The sequence below is a fragment of the Paraburkholderia sp. A3BS-1L genome, assembly GCF_051125215.1.
In the GTDB taxonomy this organism is placed as follows: domain Bacteria; phylum Pseudomonadota; class Gammaproteobacteria; order Burkholderiales; family Burkholderiaceae; genus Paraburkholderia.
On the sequence record NZ_CP120443.1, the window covers coordinates 323396 to 344705 of the forward strand.

The following is a 21310-nucleotide window of genomic DNA, read 5'->3' on the forward strand; positions in this document are numbered from 1 at the left end:
CGGGCGTGCCCCACGAACGCGCTAGAACTTGTACGAGACCGCGAGGTACGAGATGAGCGGATCGGCCTTGAGCTCTCCACGGCTCACGGCCAGCTCGGTGCCGTCGGCGGCTTTCACGATCACCGATGATGTCGTTTTCAGCGGAATATAGGTGAGCGATGCCACGAGCCCCAGATGCGAGGTGATGTTGTATTCGGCGCCCACGTTGAACACCGGCTGCCACGATGACGACGCCTTCGCGGTGACCTGCGTCGTCCCCGGCTTGCCTGCGCCCGCCGCGAGCACAGAGCCCAGGTCGTCCTGAGTGGCTTTCACGAAGTTCGGATTGAGCTGGATGTCCGAGAACCAGTTGTACGAAACGCCGATGCCCATGAACGGGCGGAACTTTGCATCGGCATCCCGGAAGTAGTACTGAAAGAGCAGCGCCGGGCTCCACTGGCGCACGCTCTTGACGATGGGGTTGGTGGCCGGATCGCTGAGGTTCTGGCTGCCGAGCGCGCCCGCTGGGCCGGGCGGCTTGACCGTGCCGTGACCGTACAGCTTGAAGGTGGGGGGCACGCCCGCCACCGTCGAGACCGCGATGTGATCGGTCAGGAAATGGCTGAACACGAAGCCGACCGTGTCCGCGCTGCTCGTCGAAAGACCCGTGCCCGGCGACGTGGACGAATTCGGCAGGCGCAGCGGCGTGTTGATCGGCGAGGGCGCCACCGTGGTCGTGAGCGGTGTGCTGGACTGCTGCGGCGCGACGTGGAACCAGCCGAGCACGGCCACGTTGTCGCCCGCATGCTGGGCGTGGGCGGCCGTGCTCAGCACGACCGCCGCCCCTGCCAGCATTGGCGTTGCGATACGTCTCATCATTCCTCCCTGTCCTTCCTGTTTTCTTCGGCTGCTCTCAGGTTCGGGTGTCCCTGCCCGTCCGCTGTTTGCGCGCGGCGACCGTTTCGTGAACGGCCGTTCCTGCGCGCGCCCGGCGGCCCGCACGCGCCTCGCGTGCGAGAAGGCGGTCACCTCATGGGCTGCACGGCCCCGGTTTTATCGATGCATGATCGGGTCTCATCGCGCGGCTCACTGCACGAATGCGCCCGCCGTGAAGTACGGCGAGGATACATTCGTCATGTCCAGGAAGCCGAACACGCCGCCCGTGAAAATCATCTTGCCGGTCGGGGTGCTGCCGGTCGACGCGTTCACGTGCGTGGTCGTCACGACGCCTGCCACGCTTTGCGCGAAGTTCAGATCGAGCGCGGTGGCGAGCGCGGCCTGCGAGGGGTTGAACGGATCGAGCAGCGTGCCTTGCGTGCCGGAGAGCGCGAGCGTGCGGTAATCGAACTGGCTGTCCACGCCGATGTACTCGCCGTCCTGCGAGCCCTGCGCGATGTTCGTTTGCGGCGCGAGCACCGAAATGCCCGATTCGTCGTCGGCGACGGGACCGGTCGCGCCGCTCTGCGGATCGACGCCCACCTGCGGATACGCGACGCCCGTGCGCACGAGCACCGGCACGAGCTGCCCGCGCAGCTTGCCGACGATCATGAAGCCTTTCGCCGCGTTCTGTCCGGTCACGAGCGTGGGCTTGACCTGCCCCTGGAAGTGATCGGTTTCGAACGCGCCGCTGCCATCGGCCGACGGCGCGAGATTGGTGCCCGGCTGCATGCACTTGCCCGCGTTCACGCCGGTGTTGTCGCATTCGGTCCAGGAGCCGTCGGCATTGATGGTGATCTTCGCGTCCACGGCGGCGGGAAGGAAGTTCTGCGACGGCACCTGGTGATAGCCGAGCTGGTTATACGTGCCGGCAACCTTGGCGATATTCGTTTCGAGCGAAGCAAAGCCGATGAGCGGGTAATACGGAAACTTCGTGTCCGGCACTACGCCGATGCCGCCCGATCCCGCGAACTGGATCTCGGCGCCCGGAATCGTGCCGCCCGCCACGCCCTCGCCGATGAACACGCGCGCCGGACGGTTCGGATCGAGGCTCGCGCCGGTGAGCTGGAACGCGCACTGATTGAGCTTCGCCGTGGGTAGTGCGGTTTCCTGAGCAATCGTGCCAGACACTACTTGTCCCTTGCGCGTTGGCGTGACGGTGCCCGTAGTGGCGGGAATCGACGACTCCATATAGGTGATCTGCCAGGTCTTTTTCGTGGTGTCGAGCTGGAGCTTGACGACTTCGCCGTCGCCGCCGCCGCCCGTGTAGACGGTGTTGTAGTCGAGCGTCGTCGGGCAGAGCGAAGTCTCCACCAGCGGCGGGCTGCTGTTGCCGCCGCCGCATGCGCTCAACGTGAGCAGCAAGGGCACGCCTGCGCCCAGCGTCGCAAAGAAACTGGATTTCATACCGCATCTCCGGAATCGTTTTTGTAGGCGGAGCGCCGGCTCCCTGTGCATGGCGCCCCGGTCTGGCTTGTTTGAATCGCTTCGGCGGATTAATCAGGAATCCAGATAAATTTGGTCTCGGACGCCTGCCGCGCGACATTTATTGCGGCTGGATCAGCGCACCCACGCCGAAGTAAGGCTGGTTGGGCGTGGCGCTGTTTGCCGAGGTCGATGTGACGCCGCCGTTTTCCTGGCCATTCAGGAAGATGCCGTACAGCCCGCCGACCGCGATCACGTTGCCTTTGTTGCCGTTGTTGTCGATCGCATCGATCAGGCCCGGATGCGTCTGCGTGTAATCGAGCGTGAACGTGCTTTGCGTCGTCATCGTCGCGGGCTTGAGGAAGCCGGCGGTCTGGCCGTTGATGAGCGTGGCCGTGTAGGCGAAGTTCGAATCGGCGCCGATATAGCTGCCGTCGAACGCGCCCGACTTGAGCGTGGTGGCCGGCGCCATCATCGCGATGCCCGATTCGTCGTCCACATGAGCATTCGTGAGGTCTTCGTTCACGTAGCCGGTGCGCACGACGATCGGCACGATCGCATTGTTGAGCTTGCCGAGAATCAGATGCGCCGTCGCGCCGTTGCGCTGCACGACGAGCCCCAGCAGCGGGCCGACCAGAGGCGTGCCGATCGGCGTGGGCGTCTGGATTTGCGGTGCGTTGGAACTGTTGAAGTAGCCGCCGGTCGAGTTTGCAGTCCACGCGCTCGTGGCCGTCGCGCAACTCGTGTTGCTTGCGCCACCCGGCACGCTGCAGTTGCCGCTCGCGTCGTATTGTTCCTGCGTGACCTCGGCGGCGGGCGCGAAATTGTTCGACGGCAGGATGTGATAGAGCAGCGCGTTATACGAGCCCTTCAAGTCGGCGATATTCGTGCTCACCGACGAAAATCCGATGAACGGATAGAAGTCGAACGTGCGCGCCTTCACGTTGGGGAAGAGCGTGGAGGCGAGCTGGTCGCCGCTGAAGTCGACAGTCGCGCCCGGAATGCCGCCGCCGGCCACGCCGAAGCCCACATAGATGGTGGGCGGATTATTGGCGTTGTAGGCCGTCGTGTAGGTGCTGCCACCGATGGTGCCCGTGCCTTGCTGAAGCTGGAACGCACAGGCGATTTGCGCGGGCGTGGGCAGTGAGCCGGCGCTCGGATGCTGGACCGCACCCGTGATCGTGAGACCTGCGCGCGTGTTCTGCACCTTGCTCGAATTCACTGGAATCGGCGACGCGAGGAAGGTGAGCGAGTAGGTCATCTTCGTGGGATCGATGTTCAGGCTGACGACTTCGCCGCTGCCCGTACCGCCGAGGTAAGTGTTCTTCGCGATGTCGGCGGCGGCCGGGCACAGCGCGGTGGCAGCCGGCTGGCTCGCGGGCGGGCCCTGGTTCTCGCACGTCGATCCCGAACATTGCGCCGGGGTGATGGGCGCCGGATCGCTGGCGGTTCCGCCGCCGCACGCGACCAGTAATGGCGTTGCGACTGCGGCCAGCGCGCCGCAGCGGAGCATGCTCTCCCACATGTGTTATCTCCCTGTCTCGTAATAATTTATGCGCTGAAGATTGGATCATGACATCGGACGCTGTCAATTGAACGAAGCACTCTAAAACTGGCCGTGCGGCGGCGCGGCTCGCGCCGGCATGGCTCGAGCCGCTCGCAACCGGGGTTTTTCCCGATGCTTGCAAACGACCCGGCGGGGCCGCCGAGCAAACGATGTTCCCGATGGATGCGAGGCCTGCAAGCTATTTGAAGGACTCTTGAGGCATGGGTGAGGGCAGCCTGGATCGTCACCTGATTGATTTGGTATCCGAATGAAATGGCGGTGATATGGGGCAGTGGTTGTCGAGCCGCGTAACGAACTCAAAGGTGAGGGAATTCGGGAGCGGGTTTGCGCGCGCCGATTCCAAAGGTGAGTGTTTTCGGGGGCGTTTGTCGCAAACGCAGAAACATCGCTGACAAATCGGGCTAGGACACGCGCGAATGGTAAAGGTGAGTGTCTGCGGGAGCCAATATTCACTGAGCAGTACCAAAAGCTGCTTTTTACCTGATGTATTTAAGTTGCTTCGCAGATTTTTTTAATAAAAGCGTCTGGTATCGATTTGTAAAGGTGAGTATTTTCGGGAGTCGTGCGGCGCGGCAAGCTGTCATCGATATGTGAGCCACGCACGGTATAGTGATTCGCGAAACGCGCCGTCGGCGCAGCGCTATGGAGCGGCAACATGGGTTTTTTCGACCGACTATGGCCGCGCAAACGCGCGATGCCGGTGCAGGAGAGCGCGCAAACGCGCGCGCTCGTCGAGCGGCTGATCGTGCTCAGCCCCTCGCTGAAACTCGCGCGCGACTATCGCGAGCGGCTGGGTCCCACGCTCGCGCAGTCGGTCGCGTATGTGCGCGAAATCGTCGAAGCTTTGCCGCCCGCGTGCCAGGCGAGCGCCGCGAACTGGCTTGCCGATCCCTATATTCACGCATTCTTCGCCGCGCCCGACGAGGTCGCGCCGGTGCTGAGCCGCTCGCCCGAATTGCATGCGTGGTTCGAGAGCCATCCGCTCGCAAACGAAGCGTGGGCCGTGCTGGGCATGGCGATGGCCGAGCGCCGCAGCCTCGGCGTCGCGCAGCACGGTGACCACGTGCATACGGACGTTGCCCAGACCACGCTGAGCTTCGACGACCATCAGGTGCGCGTCTGCGGCGAATCCGAAGCGGACCTGCGCGAGCAGATCGTGCAGCGCGTGGTCGAGCAGATCGCGCTCGAAGGACTCGCGCAGATCGGTGCCGACGAGTCGCGCCGCGACGCGCTGGAGCAGGAGCGCGCGCTGTTGCGCACGCGCCGCCAACTGCTCACGCGCCAGGGCGCGGGCACGCAGAAGATGGTGGGCGAGCGCGCGGTCGCGAACGCCGCCGAACTCGCGCACCTGCAGGCGCAGATCGAGGCGAACGAGCAGGCGCTCGCGGAGCTTGGCTTGAAGACGGACGCGCTAGAACACGAAATGGGCGTGATTTGCGATGTGCTCGCGCATCCGGCGCAGCACGCGAACGTCGAGATGAAGCAGGTGCGGCTGAGCCCGATGAACGTCGTGATCGAGCACGACGCACCGGGCAGCGGTGCACAGATCGTGTTTCCGCTCGCGCGATTGCCGTCCGGTCCGCAGGGCGTGCGCGCGTTCTCGCTGATCCGCTTTGCGCGCGCGGACCTCATGCCGCTGCCGAAGCTATTGGACGGGGATAGCCGCTTCGTGATTTGAGCCGCAGACGGCATGGTTGAGCTATAGGTGAGCGTTTTCGGGAGTCGTGCGCCATTGCGAGCGGGCGGCCCCGCGTGATGTGAGGTGAAGCGCGCTGCTTCGGGAGCGCTCACCCGAGACGAGCCGCTGCGCAACAAATAACGCGATTCCAGGCCGAAACGCGGCAGAAAATTCCTGGTAGTCCCAGGTTAAGCGATGCGAAGCGTTCTCTCCCGCGACAGGCGAAGCCGCGTCCGAACGCCAAAGGTGAGGGTATTCGGGAGCGGTGCGCGCGGTTGTTTCGAGACACTAACCGTTCGGGAAAAAGTCTTGAAAACACTGGAAAACAAGGCTTTTCGAGCGATGCGGGAAGGCCCGGCGCGATGCCGCCGGGACCTCGGTAAACCGAAAGGTGAGGTTTTTCAGGAGTGTGCGGCGGGCCACGCGCTCACGCCCGCCGGGGCGATCTCGAAGCGCAGCGCGCCGGCGTGCGGGAGCGTCGCGTCGTCGGCGGGGATGTCGAAGATTTCGCCGGCCAGTTCGAGCGTGACATAGCGGTCGCCGTGGCGCAGCGAGACGCCCGCGAGACGGCCTTCGAGCGAACCACCGGGCGTCGCGCACAGCGCGCGCGGCGACACGCGCCACATTACGCGCGTGCCCGTGGCGAGCCGCGCGTCTTCGCAAGCGCGGCTGCACGGCAAGCGCAGCCCGCCCGCCGTTTCGATCTCGCCCGAGTCGAGCACGATGCCCGCGCCGATGTTGTGCAGTCCGAGCAATTCGGCCACGCGCGGCGAGGCGGGCCGCGCGAACACCTCGTCGACGGGGCCGGCTTGCAGCGTGCGGCCATGCTCGATCACGAGCACTTCGTCGGCGAGCAGGGCCGCTTCGTCGGGATCGTGCGTGACGATCACGGTGACCGCGCTGATCTCGCGCTGCAAGGCGCGCAGCGTTTGCTGCAGGCGTCGCCGCCGCGGCGTGTCGAGCGCGGCGAACGGCTCGTCGAACAGCAGCAGCTGGCTGTGCCGCGTGAGCGCGCGCGCGAGCGCCACGCGCTGGCGCTGGCCGAAGGAGAGCTGGCGCGGCAGGCGCTGCGTGAGCGTGTCGAGGCCCAGATGCGCGAGCCAGTAGCGCGCGCTGGTGGCGTCGGCATCGACGGGAAACGCCAGTTGCTGCGCCACCGTCAGGTGCGGAAACAGGCCGTAGTCCTGCGGCATGTAGCCGATCTGGCGGCCTTCGGGCGGCAATGCCCCGATGTCGGTTGCGCCGAGCGAGACGAAGCCCGCATCGTTGCGCTCGAGACCCGCGACGATGCGCAGCACGAGCGACTTGCCCGAGCCCGAGGGCCCGATGATTGCGAGCCGCCGCGTGCGCGGCTGCCAGGCGACGTCGAGCGTGAAGGCGCCGAGGCGCCGCTGCGCCGCGAACGCGAGCCGCGGGTTATCCAGATTCGCTGCCGCGGCGGCGGGCGTGAATGCGGTGAGCTCGTCGCCGTTGTCGGGGCTCACCGCGAGAATGACGCGCGCGCCGCGGCTATAGACCGAGAGCACCGCGCAGACGATCGCGATGCCAAGCGTCGGCAGCAGCAGCGGCATCATCGCGGGCAGCCCCTGACCGCCGAACACCACGTAGGTGTAGACCGGCAGCGAGTACGGGTGATAGGCGACCATCACCGTTGCGCCGAATTCGCCGAACGCGCGCAGCCACGCGAGCGCGAGCCCTGCGCGGATGGCGGGCCAGGCGATCGGCAGGGTGATGCGAAAGAAGCGGCTCGCCGCGCGATGGCCGAGCGTGGCGGCGACGTCGTCGTAGACGGGATCGACGACGGCGAACGCCGAGCGCGCCGCCACGATCAGGAACGGCGCGGCCACGAAGGTCTCGGCGAGCACGATGCCCGTGAAGGAGTCGGTGAGCGCGCCGTTGAAGAGCTGGCCGAGCGCGCTATACGGACCGATCAGGAACAGCAGCAGCACGCCGCTCGTGAGCGGCGGCAGCGCGAGCGGCAACTGCACGACGAAGCCGAGCAGCGCGACGCCGCGCGAGCGCGAACGCGCGAGCCAGTAGCCGAGCGGCACGCCGCTTACGAGGATGACGAGCGCGGCGACGCTCGCGCTCGCCACCGACACGCCGACCGCCGACCCCATGGTGCGCCAGTCGACACCCTTCCAGTCCGCCTGGCCGATCTGCGGAATGCTGGCGAAAAACGGCGCGCACAGGTAGACGGCGAGCAACGCGCCAAGCCACCAAAGCGGCCTTGCGGCGCGTTGCCTGGGCCGAGGGGGCCGAGCGGGTCGAGTCATGATTGCGGCGTCATTGCTGTGCGGCGTCGATCACGGCCTGCACCGCCGACGGCATGCCCTGGGCGTTGCCATTGACCGTGGGCTTCTTGATATCCACGCCGTGCTCGGCGAGCAGCTTGCGGCCTTCGGCGCTCAGCAGGAAGTTGACGAAGCGCGCAGCGCCCGCGCTATTGGGCGCGTCGTTGAGGATCGTGAGCGTGTAGCTCGCCTTGATCCCCAGTTCGGGCGCGGGATGGATCGACGGAATCTTCAGGTCCGACGTTTCGGTCGAGTAAAAGAAGCCCGCGTCGAGCTGGCCCGACTGCAGACGGCCCACGAGCGTTTCCTCCGGCAGCACCTGAGCGGGATTCTCCGGTGCGCCGAGCGTCTTTTCGACGAGGTCGGGCTGGTTGTACGCCTGGGCCGCCTTCGTCATGAGCTCGACCGTGAATGCGCCCTTCGGGTCGAGCTTGGGATCGGTGCGGCCAATGCGGATGCCGGGCTCACGCAGCACGGCGTCCCACTTCTTCGTCTTGAAGTCGGCGGCGAAACGGCTCTTCGGGTTGTAGCCGATCAGGAGCGGCGACTCGGCGAAATTCACGTACCACGAAACATGATTGCCGTTCGAGTCGCCCATGAGGTTCGCGTTGACCTTCGGGCTCGCGCTGATGAACACGTCGCCACGGCGCAACTTGCCTTTCACTTCATTGGCGATCTTGTTCGAGCCGCCCGCGTAGCCCTTGAAATGCAGGCCCGTTTCCTTCTCGAATGCCGGCCCCACGCTCTTTTCCATCAGGTTCACGAGCGAGCCTGCGTACAGCACGTTGACATCGCTGTGGTCGGCCGCGAACGCGCCCGTGCTCGTGGCGAGCACGCCGGACAGCACCACGACGGACGCGATCAGCTTGCGGATCATCTCTTCTACCCCGTAGCGTTATAAAGGTGCATATATTACGACGGACTGACGGTTTCACGCCATGCGCCTGGCCGGATGGTCAACGTTCCCGATAACCGCTGTGCATGCCCCGGCAGCGCCGCTACACTGGGCGCCTGCATTCGGACTCGCGCCGGCGCTTTCGTCGATCAATTTCGTCATCTATATGGAGGCTTTCATGCGTACCAGCGCACGCAATCACTTCTCTGGCCAGATCGCCGCGGTCAAGGCCGGCGCAGTCAACGATGAAGTCACGCTGCGCGTCGACGGCGGCCTCGAGATCGTTGCCATCATCACGCACGGCAGCGCCGCTTCGCTGGGTCTCGCGGCCGGCAAGAGCGCCTTTGCGCTCGTGAAGGCTTCGTCGGTGATCGTGATGGTCGACGGCGACGCCAGCAAGGTTTCCACGCGCAACGTCGTCGCGGGCACCGTCGCTTCGGTCACGAAGGGCGCGGTGAACGCAGAGGTCGTGATCGCGTCGGCGGCCGGCGCGCAGATCGCGGCCATCGTCACGAACGACAGCGTGGACCGCCTCGGTCTCGCGGCGGGCAAGTCGGCGGCGGCGCTGTTCAAGGCGTCGAGCGTGATCGTGGGCGTGGACGCCTGACTAGCTGACGTGCGAGGCGCGCGGCAACGGCGGCGGACATGACCGGGGCCTGGCCCGACGTCGCCGCCGCCGATGCCCAGTGTCTCGCCACGATACTCGCGCACGCGTGCCTGCGTCCCGATCGCCTGTGGCGCGATCTGGGGCTCGCCGGCCGCGACGACGTCACGCAAATGCTCACGCGCTTTTTCCCCCAGGTGGTCGCGCGCAATCGCGAAGGCTTGCGCTGGAAGAAGCTGCTCGCGCGCGAACTGGCGCGGGCCACGGGCGGCGTGCCGGGACCTGCGCCGGGGTGCCCCGGCTGCGAGGATTTTGGCTTCTGCTTTCCCTTGGGGCATTGAACGGCGCGGGCCATCATGGCTTGGGCCATCGTGTATGCTGGCGCCCATGACCTCCGCGAAGAAAAATCAGATCGAGGCCGCCACGCCAACGCCGCGCAGCGCGCCTGAAGTGCGTTTTCGCATGCGTGTCATTCATGACGACACCATCGCGCTCGGGCCAGGCAAGGTGCAACTGCTGGAGGCCGTGCGCGAGCAGGGCTCGATTTCAGCTGCGGCGCGCAGCCTGAACATGTCGTATCGGCGCGCGTGGCTCCTCATGGACGAGCTCAATCGCGCGCTCGCGTCGCCGGCCACCGTGTCCGAACACGGCGGACAAAGCGGCGGAGGCAGCACGCTCACGCCCGTGGGCGAAGAGATCATCCGGCTCTATCGCGGCATCGAGGCGCGCGCCGCTGCCGTGTGCGCGCCCGAGATCGAAGCGCTGAAGAAGCTCGTCAAGAGTTGACCCGCACCTCGGCCATCTGGCTTGGGCCATCCGGCCCGTGCGATTCGGCCTGTGCGATTCGGCCTGGGCCATCCGGCCAGGGTGCCGCTCGCTGGCGGTTTCCCGGTATCCTTTAGTCGATGGGCGCGTTTTGAAGTTTTTCGCGTTCACCCGGCAATTACCGAACCGCGATCCAACCGCATCGCAAGCAAGTCTATGGAACCATCGAATTTCGCCCGCGGGAGCCGCGCATGCGCGTAGGCCGCCCCGTCAAGGCGCTGCCGCAGCCGCTGTGCGACTACTGCGGCGCAAAGGCGCTGCTCGCCCGTTACGGCGAGGAAGCCTATCCGTATCGCGACGACCATGGCCCCCTCTGGGTCTGCGCGGCCTGCGAGGCCTGGATTGGCGTGCCTGCGCGCAGCACCCGCAACGTGCCGCTCGGGCGGCTCGCCAACGCCGCGCTGCGCGACGCCAAGAGCCGCCTGCACGACGCGCTCGAGCCGCTCGTCGCCGCCAAGGTGCGGCGCGACAAGGTGAACGTCTTCGAGGCGCGCGGACGCGCGTTGCGCTGGGTGGCCGGGGAACTCGGCTTCGAGCTGCCGAATCCGTCGATCCACCATCTGACACTCGAACAGTGCGAGGCGGCCATCCGCCACGTGGAAGCCTTCATGGCCGCGCGCCGCTCGCCCGACGACGCGCGCTAGCGCGGGCAGAGGAGATGGGGCTTCCCACCACAGATTCGCATAGGGCGTCGCGTGCACGCCACCGGCGCTTCGCGCGCCGGCCTGCCACTGACTGTTACATCGATCTTGAGCGGCGGCGCTCAACCTTGGCCGCTGCGTGCCGTTAATGAAGCTGCAAACGCACCTGACTCGATACCGATGGGCGACATGGCCAAGACGATCCCTTTTCCGCAGCACAAGACCACCCGCGCCCGGCGGCATAAGGCCGAGTTGCTGCCGATGCCGCGCGCGAGCGCGGACGAACTCGCGCTGCAGCTGCATCTGGCGCTCGCTTCGCTGCGCGCGGGCGGCACGCAGCACGACGCGCAGGCGCTCCTGCATGCGCACGTGCTCGCGCAATCGATTGCTGGCGCGGGCTACGGCGCGCTGACCTCCGAGCAGGTCCGCTGCGCCGACGAGGCGATCCTCGCATGCTTCGCGCGCGGCGCGGCCGAGAGCGTGTGGCGGCTCGATGAATCCGGGTTCGAGGCGGTCAGGACGATCGTCGGCATCTACGACCAGCAGTTGCAGAGCGCGCCATTCTGGGTGCTGGCCGAGGCCAGCGAGCGGCTGGAGCGCATGCGCGCGGGCGATTCCAGGCAGCCGATGCGCAAGCAAGCCTGACACAGGCGGCCAGGCGCTCGGATGGGCACGCGCATTGCGGGCCATCTGCGAGGCTGCCGGCCGATCCCGCCTGAGCTGTCTGACCGGTTCGTTTCAATCGGTCCGTCCGCACAGGAATCGCCGCCACGAGACCTCAATTGCTTATGTATCGCCGGCAAACAGGGCCGGATGCAGCGAGGGTGTCCAGCGCATCGTCCCGCGCCGCGGCGATGCGAGCGCAAGTGCCGTGCAGTGGCCACGTGGCGGCATTGGCACGAGATTTGACGGGCGGCGCGAATCGTGTTGACTTCCGGCAGTGGGCGTGACTAAAATTCGCCCGTCTTAACAAAAGGGGCTGACGCCTTGGACAGTAGCAGTTGTCGATCTTCGAATAGTTTCGCTGCCTGACTGGCACGACGTCCGCGCTCCCTTTCTTTCAGCCGCCGTCTTGCCAGCCAGGCAGACGGTGCGCGTCTAGCAGTCATTTCCGTGCACTTTAATTAGCGTCGACCCGGCGCAGCCGCGTTTCTATCGCGCGCCGCGCAGGGCCGACATTGCGCCGTGAGCGACTTTCTCGCTCGCGGCACGGTCCGTTCATGGCGCGCATCGCAGCGATGCGGCGCGAGGCACGGACCGCCACTTGCGTGGTGCTCGGCCCAGGCCGATGCGATCGGCGCCCGCCAGCGCGCGCCAGCCGCTTTGCCTTGCCGCCATTCGGGACTCGCCGCGCGCTGGCCGGACTGGCGCGCCGCGCGTTGCGGGGCGCAAGGGCGGATAAGAGCCAAATAGCAGCAAACAGGCCGCAACAAGCCGCAACATCCAGAAACGCTGGTGCTTCAAGACATGAATCAGTTCAACCTGTTATTCGCCCCGGGAGGCTGCTGATGGAGTTCAGATTCAACCTGAACCGTACGGCCAACGCCTCGGCGTGGCGCGTGCTGCCCAATCGCTGGGACTTCGTGGCGTTCCCGCTGATCATCTGTTTGATCGCCATGGCCGTGGTGGGCTTTCACGAGACCATGGCGCCCATCGCCACGCTCAAGACGCAGACGATCTCGCTCGACCCGGCCAACCTGCCCGAGTACGCCATGCGCACCACGCTGCGCATGCTCGCGGCCATGGTCGCCTCGCTCGCGTTCACGCTGGTCTACGGCACGCTCGCGGCCAAGAGCCGGCGCGCGGGCCAGGTGCTGGTGCCGATCCTCGACATCCTGCAGTCGGTGCCGGTGCTCGGCTACATCTCGTTCACGGTCACCTTCTTTCTCGCGCTGTTTCCCTCGCGCGTGCTGGGCGCGGAGCTTGCGGCGATCTTCGCGATCTTCACGAGCCAGGCGTGGAACATGACCTTCAGCTTCTACCAGTCGCTGCGCACGGTGCCGCGCGATCTGGACGAAGTCTCGCGCGGCTTTCACCTCACGGGCTGGCAGCGTTTCTGGAAGCTCGAAGTGCCGTTCTCGATGCCGGGCCTCATCTGGAACATGATGATGTCGATGTCGGGCGGCTGGTTCTTCGTGGTGGCCTCCGAGGCGATCACGGTGGGCAACAACACGATCACGCTGCCGGGCATCGGCGCGTACCTGGCGCAGGCGATCACGGAGAAGAACCTGCACGCGGTGGGCTGGGTGATTCTCACGATGACCGTGGTGATCCTGGCCTACGACCAGTTCCTGTTCCGCCCGCTGGTGGCGTGGGCCGACAAGTTCCGCATGGAGAACACCTCTTCGGGCGACGCGCCCGAGTCGTGGCTGCTCGACCTGATTCGCCGCACGCATCTGATTCATCAGTCGCTCGTGCCGATGGGCTTTTTGCTGGCCACGCTCGCGCGCGTGCCGATTCGCATCCGGCTGCCGAAAGCCATGCCCGCGGCAAGCGCGGTGCTCACGAAGCGCTCGCGCGTGGCTGACATCGTCTGGGCCGTGTTCGTGATCGTGCTTACGGTCTACGTGGTCTGGCGCGTGGTCGCGTTCGTGCGCACCGGCGTCACGCTCGACGAAGTCGGCCATGTGTTCGTGCTCGGCCTCATCACGCTGTTGCGAGTGGTGCTGCTGATCGCGATTGCCTCGGTGATCTGGGTGCCGCTCGGCGTGCTGATCGGCCTGCGTCCGGCGCTTGCCGAAAAGGTGCAGCCGCTCGCGCAGTTCCTCGCGGCGTTCCCGGCGAACCTGCTGTTCCCGGTGTTCGTGATCGTGATCGTGCGCTTCCACCTGAACCCGGACATCTGGCTCTCGCCGCTGATCGTGCTCGGCACGCAGTGGTACATCCTCTTCAATGTGATTGCGGGCGCAACGGCTTATCCCAACGATTACAAGGAAGCGGCAAAGAACTTTCGCATTCGCGGCTGGCAATGGTGGCGTCAGGCGATGCTGCCGGGCATCTTCCCGTACTACGTCACGGGGGCGATCACGGCGTCGGGCGGCGCGTGGAACGCGAGCATCGTGTCCGAGTTCGTGCAGTGGGGCGACACCAGGCTCCAGGCGCACGGCTTGGGCGCGTATATCGCGCAGATGACGGCAGCCGGCGACTTCCCGAAGATCATTCTGGGCATCGCGATGATGTCCCTGTTCGTTACGCTGTTCAACCGCGTGCTCTGGCGTCCGATGTACACGTTCGCCGAGTCCCGGCTGCGGCTCGATTGAGATGGAGTAAATCATGCTGAATCCCAGGATCGTCTCATCCGACCTGCTGCCGATGCGTCCCGTGCCGGGCCAGGAAGTGCTCGCCGTGAAGCACGTATCGCGCGGCTTCGCGAAGAAGGACGACGAGCGCCTCGTGCTCGACGACGTCAATCTCACGCTGCGCGAAGGCGAAATCGTCGGGCTGCTCGGCCGCTCGGGCTCGGGCAAGTCCACGCTTTTGCGCATCATTTCCGGCCTGATCGAGGCCACATCGGGCGAAGTGAACTGGCTCGGCAAGCCGCTCGAAGGGCCGGCCGAAGGCGTCTCGATGGTGTTCCAGACCTTCGCGCTGTTTCCGTGGCTCACGGTGCTGCAGAACGTGGAAGCGGGCCTCGAAGCGCAGGGCGTGGGCGCGCGCGAGCGCCGCGAGCGGGCGCTGGCCGCCATCGACCTGATTGGTCTGGACGGCTTCGAAAATGCCTACCCGCGCGAGCTTTCGGGCGGCATGCGCCAGCGCGTGGGCTTCGCGCGCGCGCTCGTGGTGGACCCGATGCTCATGCTGATGGACGAGCCGTTCTCGGCGCTCGACGTGCTGACCGCCGAAACGCTGCGCACCGATTTGCTCGACCTGTGGACGCAAGGCCGCATGCCGATCAAGTCGATGCTGATCGTCACGCACAACATCGAGGAAGCGGTGTTCATGTGCGACCGCATTCTGGTGTTGTCGTCGAATCCGGGGCGCGTGGTGGCCGAGATCAAGGTGCCGTTCAAGCACCCGCGCAACCGCCTGGACCCGGCGTTCCGCAAGCTCGTCGACGAGATCTACGCGAAGATGACCGCGCGCGAAGCCGCCGAGGCCTCGCAGCGGCGCCTCGAAGTGGGCAGCCGTTTGCCGGACGTTTCCACGAACCTGATGGCGGGCTTGATCGAGACGCTGGCGGCGGCGCCTTATCACGGCCGCGCCGACATGCCGGAAATCGCGCGCTCGCTGCATCTCGAAGTGGACGACCTGTTCCCGATCGCGGAGGTGCTGCAACAGCTGGGTTTCGCCGACGTGCGCGACGGCGATCTGCTGCTCACGCCGCCCGCGCGCGTGTTCGCGGAGATGGGCACGCAGGCGCGCAAGCTGATGTTCGCCGACCATCTGCTGCGCAATGTGCCGCTCGCGGCGCGTATCAAGAAGGTGCTCAACGAGCGTCCGGGGCATCGTGCCCCGCGCGTGCGCTTCGAGCAGGAGCTCGAAGACTTTCTCTCCGACGTGGCGGCGGAAGAGACGCTCGATACGGTGATCGACTGGGGTCGTTACGGCGAGATCTTTTCGTATAACGATCAGTCGGAGATTTTCAGTCTCGAGGATGTCGAGGCTTGATCATCGCTGGTCATGCCGGCTGAGCGAACCGCGCCGCTCAGCCGGTCGAAGCGCCAAAGCAGCGGCCGCACGAGCGCGCCTGACCCAGGCGCAGGCGCCCGGCGCTCACTCTCACTTCACCCCCGCATTCGCACCGGCAAAGCCACAGGCCGTCGCCGAGATAGCGATCCGTCGTCAACTGGCCGAATACCTCACCGCCCCGCAGCGCCCGCGAGCCCGGCCGGGATCGCCACACGCGGCGCTGCTCGCGGCAGCCGCAATCCCGCGTCTGGCCGCGCTCCACCGCATCCAGCGCAGCGCTCACGTAGTCGCCGCAACGGCACTTCCAGAGCCATGCACCGGCGCCGAGATATCGAAGCGCGACCAGATCGCCGAAGGTCCGGCCAGTGACATCGCGACTCGGCGGGAAGGGCCATTCGGGCGGCAAAGGGGGAGGGATGCGCGGGTTCACAAAAAAATCTACTGGGCTACGGGATCGTGGCAACACACGCAGATCTTGTTGCCTTCCGGATCCCGAAAGTATGCACCGTAATAATTGGGGTGGTAGTGAACCCGCAAGCCGGGAGCGCCTTCGCTGGCACCCCCGTGAGTCATCGCGCTGGCGTATGCGTTGTCGACCGAGCGGCGATCCGGTGCAAGCAACGCGACCATCTGGCCGTTGCCGCATTCGGCGGGGTTGCCGTCGTAGGGGCTGCCGATAAGAAAGAGGGGGCGCGGCGTGCCCTCGGCCATCCAGCCTGCCCACGGTTTATCGGCCTCGCAAAACTTCAGCTTGTGTCCCAGCTCGCGCATGACGAGTGAGTAGAACTGGAAGGCGCGTTCAAAGTCGTTAACGCCTACGTAGACATGCGAAATCATATTGTCGATTCCTGTTCGGGAGTCCTGCCGCGATCCAGTCTTTGCATGTGCGGTTACAGCGTTTATTGGCGCAACGCTGATTCGGCTCGTCGCGATGAGGTGTGCTGCGGTAACAGCACGCAAGCCTCGCCGGCACCTATGGTTTCAAGCAGGATGGGAAAGCGGTTTCTATTCTCACGGTCGACGAAAATTGCGGCAAGTGCAGCTTCTACCACTACGACGGCCATAGTTGGGCTCACGTTCCGAAGGGACGGACGGGGCCGCCGATTCATGTTCGGTGCGAACGAGCCGCGAAGCTCTCCCGACCGTGTTCATGTAAAGGTGAGCTTCTTCGGGAGCGGTGACGAAGCGACTGCCTGGCCGCTTCACGCCACACGTAGGTCATTGATTGGACTGAAAACTCCGCCGCGAGCGGGACGCGCGGCAACGGCCCGGCGCCGCTAGAGGTGAGCATTTTCGGGAACGCCTGCGAAGCACTACGAAGGTGAGACCGGCTCACGCGAGCCGCGCACCGACCCCGGCTTCAATTCGGCTTGCCACGCGCTTCATTGCGCGGGCGGCACGCCGTGCCGCCATCGTCATCTTCATCCCCCGATGCACGCCGGTCATCGCCGTACATGCGCCCTTCCACATCGCTTCCACTCGCGCGCCCAATCAAAAAACTGCGCTGCGGATTCGCCAGCTCGATGCCACGCTCCGTGAAGCGCGCCAGCACGCGCCGGTTGAACTCGCGCTGCACGCCCCATCTCGCCGAGTCCTTGCACTGCATCTGCCCCACCAGCGTCACGCTCGCGCCATCCACCTGATCCACGCCCCAATACGCGAAGTCGCCGAGGATGCCCTTCTTGTACGCCTCGTCGTTGCGGATCTCCGCGCCGATTTCCTTGAGCGTATCGATGGCGCGCTGCAGGTCCGCGCCATGCGCGATCAACACCTTCACCGCCGCATTGCCGATGCCGCGGTTCGTGTTGTTCACCGTCGTCACCGAGCTGAACGGCACGGTGTAGAGCGAGCCGTCGCCGCCGCGCAGGCGCACCGTGCGGATCGAGAGAAATTCGACGGTGCCCGAAACGCCCGCGACCGTGACCCAGTCGCCCACCTGCATGGCGTTCTCGGTGAGCAGGAAGATGCCCGTGATGAAGTCCTGCACGAGCTTTTGCGAGCCGAAGCCGAGCGCCACGCCGAAGATGCTTGCGCCCGCAATCAATGGCGCGGTGTTCACGCCGAGCTGCGAGAGCGCCGTGAGTCCGACCACCACGAGGATCGCGACGAACAGCGTGGTGCGGAACATCGGCAGCAGCGTGCGCAGGCGCGCGGCGCGCACGAAGTCGCCGGCATCGGTCCACGCGTTCAGGCGCCGCTCGGCTGCGCCGTTCGCGGCTTCCCAGATCACGATGGCCACGGCGACGGCGATGGCGATCGTCAGCAACGCGGAGCCGATCAGGTGCCCGATGGACGCGTTCGCGATGAGGCGGCCCGGATGCAGGCCCCATACGCGCATCAGGATGTCGAGCGTGACGATCCATAGCACGGTGACCACGATGCGCCGCAGCGCCGGGTAGTAGCGATACGCGCGGCGCTGCGCGATCGTCATGTTCTTGCCGTTGCCGCTCGGGTCGAACATGCGGCCGAGCGCGCCGAGCGTGACGATGGCCACCATGCGCGCGGCGAGCAGCACGGCGAGCGAGATGCCGCCGGCGCGCACGAGCTCGCGGTAGCCGCCGCGCAGGTCGAGCGCCCAGACGAACCACAGCGCCATGACGACGAAGACGGCCGCAGCGGCCCAGATGTCGGCGAACCAGTGCACCAGATACGCGAACGAGCTGCGTTCGGCGGCCGACTTGCGGATGGCCGCGGCCACCGGCTGGCGGCATTGCAGAATGGCCACGGCGAGCGCGACGTGCGCGAACAGGATGATGAGCTTGAGCAGGGCGAGATGCGTGTCCTCGGTCATGCCGAGCGGCACCGCGCCCCCGAGCGCGCCGCCCACGCCGCCGATCACGACGATGCGCTCGACCCAGCGCTGCGCGAATGCGGCCCAGGTGCCGGAGAGCGGCATGAGCCGCAGGGCGTCGGCGTCGGGCGCAAAGAGCATGTTGCCGATGGCGACGATGATACGGCAGACCACCCACGTGTCGACGACCTGGCCGACGGCGGCGGCGGGCGCGGCGTCCGCGGGGCTCAGCAGCGAGAGCACGCCGGCGGCGCACAGCCCGAATGCGATTACGGGCACGAGTTCGAGCAGGGCAACGAGCAGCGTCCAGGGCAGGCGCTTGAGCAGGCGCCAGTGCTGCGCGCCGCGGATGCGGTGACGCGCTTCGCGCGCGAGCGAGGCGATGCGCTGCCCGGAGGCGTTGTCGGCCTCGGCGGTGAGGGCGCTGGCTCTTGCGCTGGCGTGCTCGTCGAGGCTGGTGTCAGTGTGAGGGGGCGTGGCGGCGGGCGCCATGCCGGCAGCGGCACGCAGGGTGGCCTGATCGGTTTTTGCCGGCCCCACGCCGGCTGCTTCAGACGCTGAAGATGAGGAATCCTTTGTATCGGGCGCATCTGCGGCATTCGACTCCACCGCTGGGCTGCCGTCCGTGCCTCGAGCCTCGTCCGCATCCTGCGTGACCGCCGCATGCTCGACGATTGCACGGCGCGGCTTGCCAATCACGCGGCGCAGGAACGCCTCGATCGCGAGCGCCGGCACGAGCGTGAGCAGCAGCACGCGCAACAGCGAGAGCAGCATCGCGTGGCCTTGCGGCGTGCCGATGCGGGCGCTCCACCAATCGCGTGCGGACGCAACGTCGAAGAGCGCCGCGCGCGTGCGCAGCAGTCGCTGGCCGACGGCCTGCACGCCGCGCGCGGCACCGTCGGCGATTTGCAGCACGAGGCCATTCGAGCGCAACGCGTTCGCGAGCGGCGCGGACGCCGCGGTGCTGCTGGCCGCCGATGCCGCTGCGGCGGCGTTGGCGCTCGCTGTAGCCGCCGTGGCGGCCGAGGCTGGCGTGGCGAGCGCGCCCGCGGCGGCGATCGCGCGCAGCGTGTCCGTCACGTGCGCACGCTGGACCGGATCGTCGAGCACTCGCAAGGCCGCGTTCGCCTGCGCGGGCGTCAGCACGACGGGCGCGGCGGGGTTCGCTGGCGAGGCGGTGGCGGGCGCCGCCTCGCTGCACGGCGCGGCGCCGGGCAGGACAAGCAGCAACATGCAGGCGAAGGCGGCAATCAGCGTGTTGCGGCATTGCGCGGCACGCGACTGTAAGCGGGAAGAAAGAGACATCCTGGGCATGGGAGGAAAGCGATATCGAATCGTAATCGCCGTGCGTGCGCAAGTCTTGTGCCCCGATTTCGCGGAGCAGGTCATGGACGCGACGGCACGCGCGGCGTGAGGGCCCAGAGTATGCGCCGTGCGGCGGCGTTTCAGGCGCGCGGAGCGCACCCGTTGTGCCGGGATCAATCAACGCTGATTTAGGACACGGGCGTCGACGCGCGCCAAGGCTTGCGCTTTTCCTGCTTCGCGCGCCAGCCGAAGGGGCCGCGCCTGCACGATACGGATTGCTGATGATGTTCTGCTGATTCATAATATTGCAACTAACAGCCAATCCAGCGAGCCGACTGCGAACTGGGCGGCGGCATGGGTTTTGATCAGTGGCGCGGGATATGCCACCAGTGCTACCGTTGCACGACACTTCAACCAGGCCGCGCAGCGGCCAACGGAGACAGCCGATGAACAGCGCCAGCATGAGCAGCGCAGCGAGCAAGGGCAAGCTGAGCCGCAAACAATTGATATTCGCGGCCACCATCGGCAATGCGCTCGAGTTCTTCGACTTCACGGTCTACAGCTTCTTCGCGCTCACGATCGGCAAGCTGTTCTTTCCCACCATGTCGAGCTACGGGCAACTGCTCGCCTCGGTGGCGACCTTCGGCGTGGGCTTCGTGATGCGCCCGCTCGGCGGCGTGGTGATCGGCGCGTATGCGGACCGCGCCGGACGCAAGCCCGCCATGACGCTCACCATCTTCATGATGGCGCTGGGTTGCGCGCTGATCGGCCTTGCGCCCACCTATGCGCAAATCGGCGTGGCGGCGCCCATCATCATCGTGTTCGCGCGGCTGCTGCAGGGCTTTTCCGCGGGCGGGGAGGTGGGCGCTTCCACCACGCTCCTGATCGAGGCGGGCACGCCGGCCAATCGCGGGCTGCTTGGCAGCTACCAGTTCGCGAGCCAGGGCCTTGGCGTGTCGTTCGGCGCGCTGATGGCGGGACTCCTGACGATGTTCCTGCATCCCGACACCCTGCTCGCATGGGGCTGGCGCGTGCCGTTCCTGATGGGCGTGGCGATTGCGCCGCTCGGCATGTGGATCCGCCGCCGTCTGGAGGAGCAGGGGAGCCCAGCCGCGTGCGCCGTGCGCATGCCAGTGATCACGGTGCTGCGCGACCACTGGCGCCGCGCGCTGCTGGGCACGCTGCTCACGATGGGGTCGACGGTGATTGCCTATGTCGTTACGTTCTACATGCCCACCTACGCGATTCACGAGCTGAAGGTGCCCGCGACCACGGCGCTGCTGGCGGGCCTCGTGTCCGGCGTGGTGACCTTCGTGGTCGGGCCGCTCGCGGGGCTGCTCTCCGACCGCATCAGCCGGCGCGCGCTGGTGTTCTGGCCGCGCCTCGCCGTGGTGGTGTTGATCTGGCCGGCGTTCCAGTGGCTTTCTACCGGCCCGGACGCGGCGCGCCTGCTCATCACCGTGGGCGGCCTGAGCGTGCTGCTCGCGTTGCAGGCCGCGCCCGCCATCACGATGCTGCCCGAGATGTTCCCGCGTGCGGTGCGCGCGACGGGCATGGCCATCGTCTATAGCGTGGGCGTGGCGATCTTCGGCGGCTTCGCGCAGGCCATTGCCACCTGGCTCATCAAGCTCACGGGCGACCTGCACGCGCCCGCCTGGTACGTGATGGTGTGCGTGGCGCTTTCGTGCCTCACGCTGCCATTCATTCGCGACCTCACCGGCAAGCCGCTGGAGGATTGAGG

At 66.3% G+C, this 21310-nt stretch carries 16 protein-coding genes and 1 pseudogene; 9 read left to right on the plus strand and 8 right to left on the minus strand.

What is annotated here, in order from left to right; translation table 11 throughout:
* Positions 1–21: 21 nt before the first annotated feature.
* The 3 genes from P5W99_RS16690 to P5W99_RS16700 form a co-directional block, all read right to left on the minus strand.
* Positions 22–855 carry an OmpW/AlkL family protein gene (locus tag P5W99_RS16690; protein ID WP_421027048.1) on the minus strand — a complete coding sequence of 278 codons (834 nt, stop codon included), beginning with the start codon at positions 853–855 and terminating at the stop codon, positions 22–24.
* 210 nt (positions 856–1065) lie between these two features.
* The gene (locus P5W99_RS16695) at positions 1066–2322 is read right to left on the minus strand and encodes a DUF2957 domain-containing protein (RefSeq protein WP_434663907.1); all 1257 of its coding nucleotides are present in this window, start codon (positions 2320–2322) and stop codon (positions 1066–1068) included.
* A gap of 139 nt (positions 2323–2461) precedes the next feature.
* A complete protein-coding gene (locus tag P5W99_RS16700; RefSeq protein WP_434663909.1) occupies positions 2462–3865 on the minus strand; it encodes a DUF2957 domain-containing protein in 1404 nt (467 codons plus the stop codon).
* Positions 3866–4562: 697 nt separating this feature from the next.
* Between P5W99_RS16700 and P5W99_RS16705 the strand changes: the two genes are divergently transcribed.
* The gene (locus P5W99_RS16705; RefSeq protein WP_434663911.1) at positions 4563–5585 is read left to right on the plus strand and encodes a hypothetical protein; all 1023 of its coding nucleotides are present in this window, start codon (positions 4563–4565) and stop codon (positions 5583–5585) included.
* Between the two features lie 401 nt (positions 5586–5986).
* Here P5W99_RS16705 and P5W99_RS16710 read toward each other — a convergent pair whose 3' ends face one another.
* Together P5W99_RS16710 and P5W99_RS16715 are read right to left on the minus strand one after the other, a co-directional pair.
* On the minus strand, positions 5987–7861 hold the full coding sequence (locus tag P5W99_RS16710; RefSeq protein ID WP_434663913.1) for an ABC transporter ATP-binding protein/permease: 1875 nt from the start codon (positions 7859–7861) through the stop codon (positions 5987–5989).
* Positions 7862–7871: 10 nt separating this feature from the next.
* Positions 7872–8756, minus strand: coding sequence for an extracellular solute-binding protein (locus tag P5W99_RS16715; protein ID WP_421026313.1), 885 nt, complete (start codon positions 8754–8756; stop codon positions 7872–7874).
* Between the two features lie 196 nt (positions 8757–8952).
* Here P5W99_RS16715 and P5W99_RS16720 point away from each other — a divergent pair, with 196 nt between their 5' ends.
* The 7 genes and pseudogenes from P5W99_RS16720 (at position 8953) to P5W99_RS16750 (ending at position 15452) form a co-directional block, all read left to right on the plus strand.
* Positions 8953–9381 (plus strand): TOBE domain-containing protein, encoded by a 429-nt coding sequence (locus P5W99_RS16720; RefSeq protein ID WP_421026314.1) that lies wholly within the window; start codon positions 8953–8955, stop codon positions 9379–9381.
* Positions 9382–9419: 38 nt separating this feature from the next.
* Positions 9420–9719: pseudogene (locus P5W99_RS16725) on the plus strand (nitrogen fixation protein NifQ); the annotation flags it as partial.
* A 46-nt stretch (positions 9720–9765) separates the two neighbouring features.
* Positions 9766–10164: a winged helix-turn-helix domain-containing protein gene (locus tag P5W99_RS16730; protein WP_421026315.1), complete on the plus strand. Its 399-nt coding sequence runs from the start codon at positions 9766–9768 to the stop codon at positions 10162–10164.
* Positions 10165–10394: 230 nt separating this feature from the next.
* Positions 10395–10847 carry a zinc-finger-containing protein gene (locus tag P5W99_RS16735; RefSeq protein ID WP_421026316.1) on the plus strand — a complete coding sequence of 151 codons (453 nt, stop codon included), beginning with the start codon at positions 10395–10397 and terminating at the stop codon, positions 10845–10847.
* 186 nt (positions 10848–11033) lie between these two features.
* Positions 11034–11489, plus strand: a complete 456-nt coding sequence (locus P5W99_RS16740; RefSeq protein ID WP_421026317.1) for a hypothetical protein — start codon at positions 11034–11036, stop codon at positions 11487–11489.
* Positions 11490–12352: 863 nt separating this feature from the next.
* The gene (locus P5W99_RS16745; protein WP_421026318.1) at positions 12353–14104 is read left to right on the plus strand and encodes an ABC transporter permease; all 1752 of its coding nucleotides are present in this window, start codon (positions 12353–12355) and stop codon (positions 14102–14104) included.
* Positions 14105–14117: 13 nt separating this feature from the next.
* A complete protein-coding gene (locus P5W99_RS16750) occupies positions 14118–15452 on the plus strand; it encodes an ABC transporter ATP-binding protein (protein ID WP_421026319.1) in 1335 nt (444 codons plus the stop codon).
* Positions 15453–15489: 37 nt separating this feature from the next.
* On the opposite strand, the gene P5W99_RS16755 is transcribed toward P5W99_RS16750, so the two are convergent.
* The 3 genes from P5W99_RS16755 to P5W99_RS16765 form a co-directional block, all read right to left on the minus strand.
* Complete coding sequence (locus P5W99_RS16755) at positions 15490–15903, minus strand: hypothetical protein (RefSeq protein WP_421026320.1); 414 nt, start codon at positions 15901–15903, stop codon at positions 15490–15492.
* A gap of 8 nt (positions 15904–15911) precedes the next feature.
* Positions 15912–16310, minus strand: a complete 399-nt coding sequence (locus P5W99_RS16760; protein WP_421026321.1) for a VOC family protein — start codon at positions 16308–16310, stop codon at positions 15912–15914.
* Positions 16311–16833: 523 nt separating this feature from the next.
* Positions 16834–19569: a mechanosensitive ion channel family protein gene (locus tag P5W99_RS16765; protein ID WP_434663921.1), complete on the minus strand. Its 2736-nt coding sequence runs from the start codon at positions 19567–19569 to the stop codon at positions 16834–16836.
* Between the two features lie 446 nt (positions 19570–20015).
* Between P5W99_RS16765 and P5W99_RS16770 the strand changes: the two genes are divergently transcribed.
* Positions 20016–21308 carry an MFS transporter gene (locus P5W99_RS16770; protein ID WP_421026323.1) on the plus strand — a complete coding sequence of 431 codons (1293 nt, stop codon included), beginning with the start codon at positions 20016–20018 and terminating at the stop codon, positions 21306–21308.
* Positions 21309–21310 lie beyond the last annotated feature (2 nt).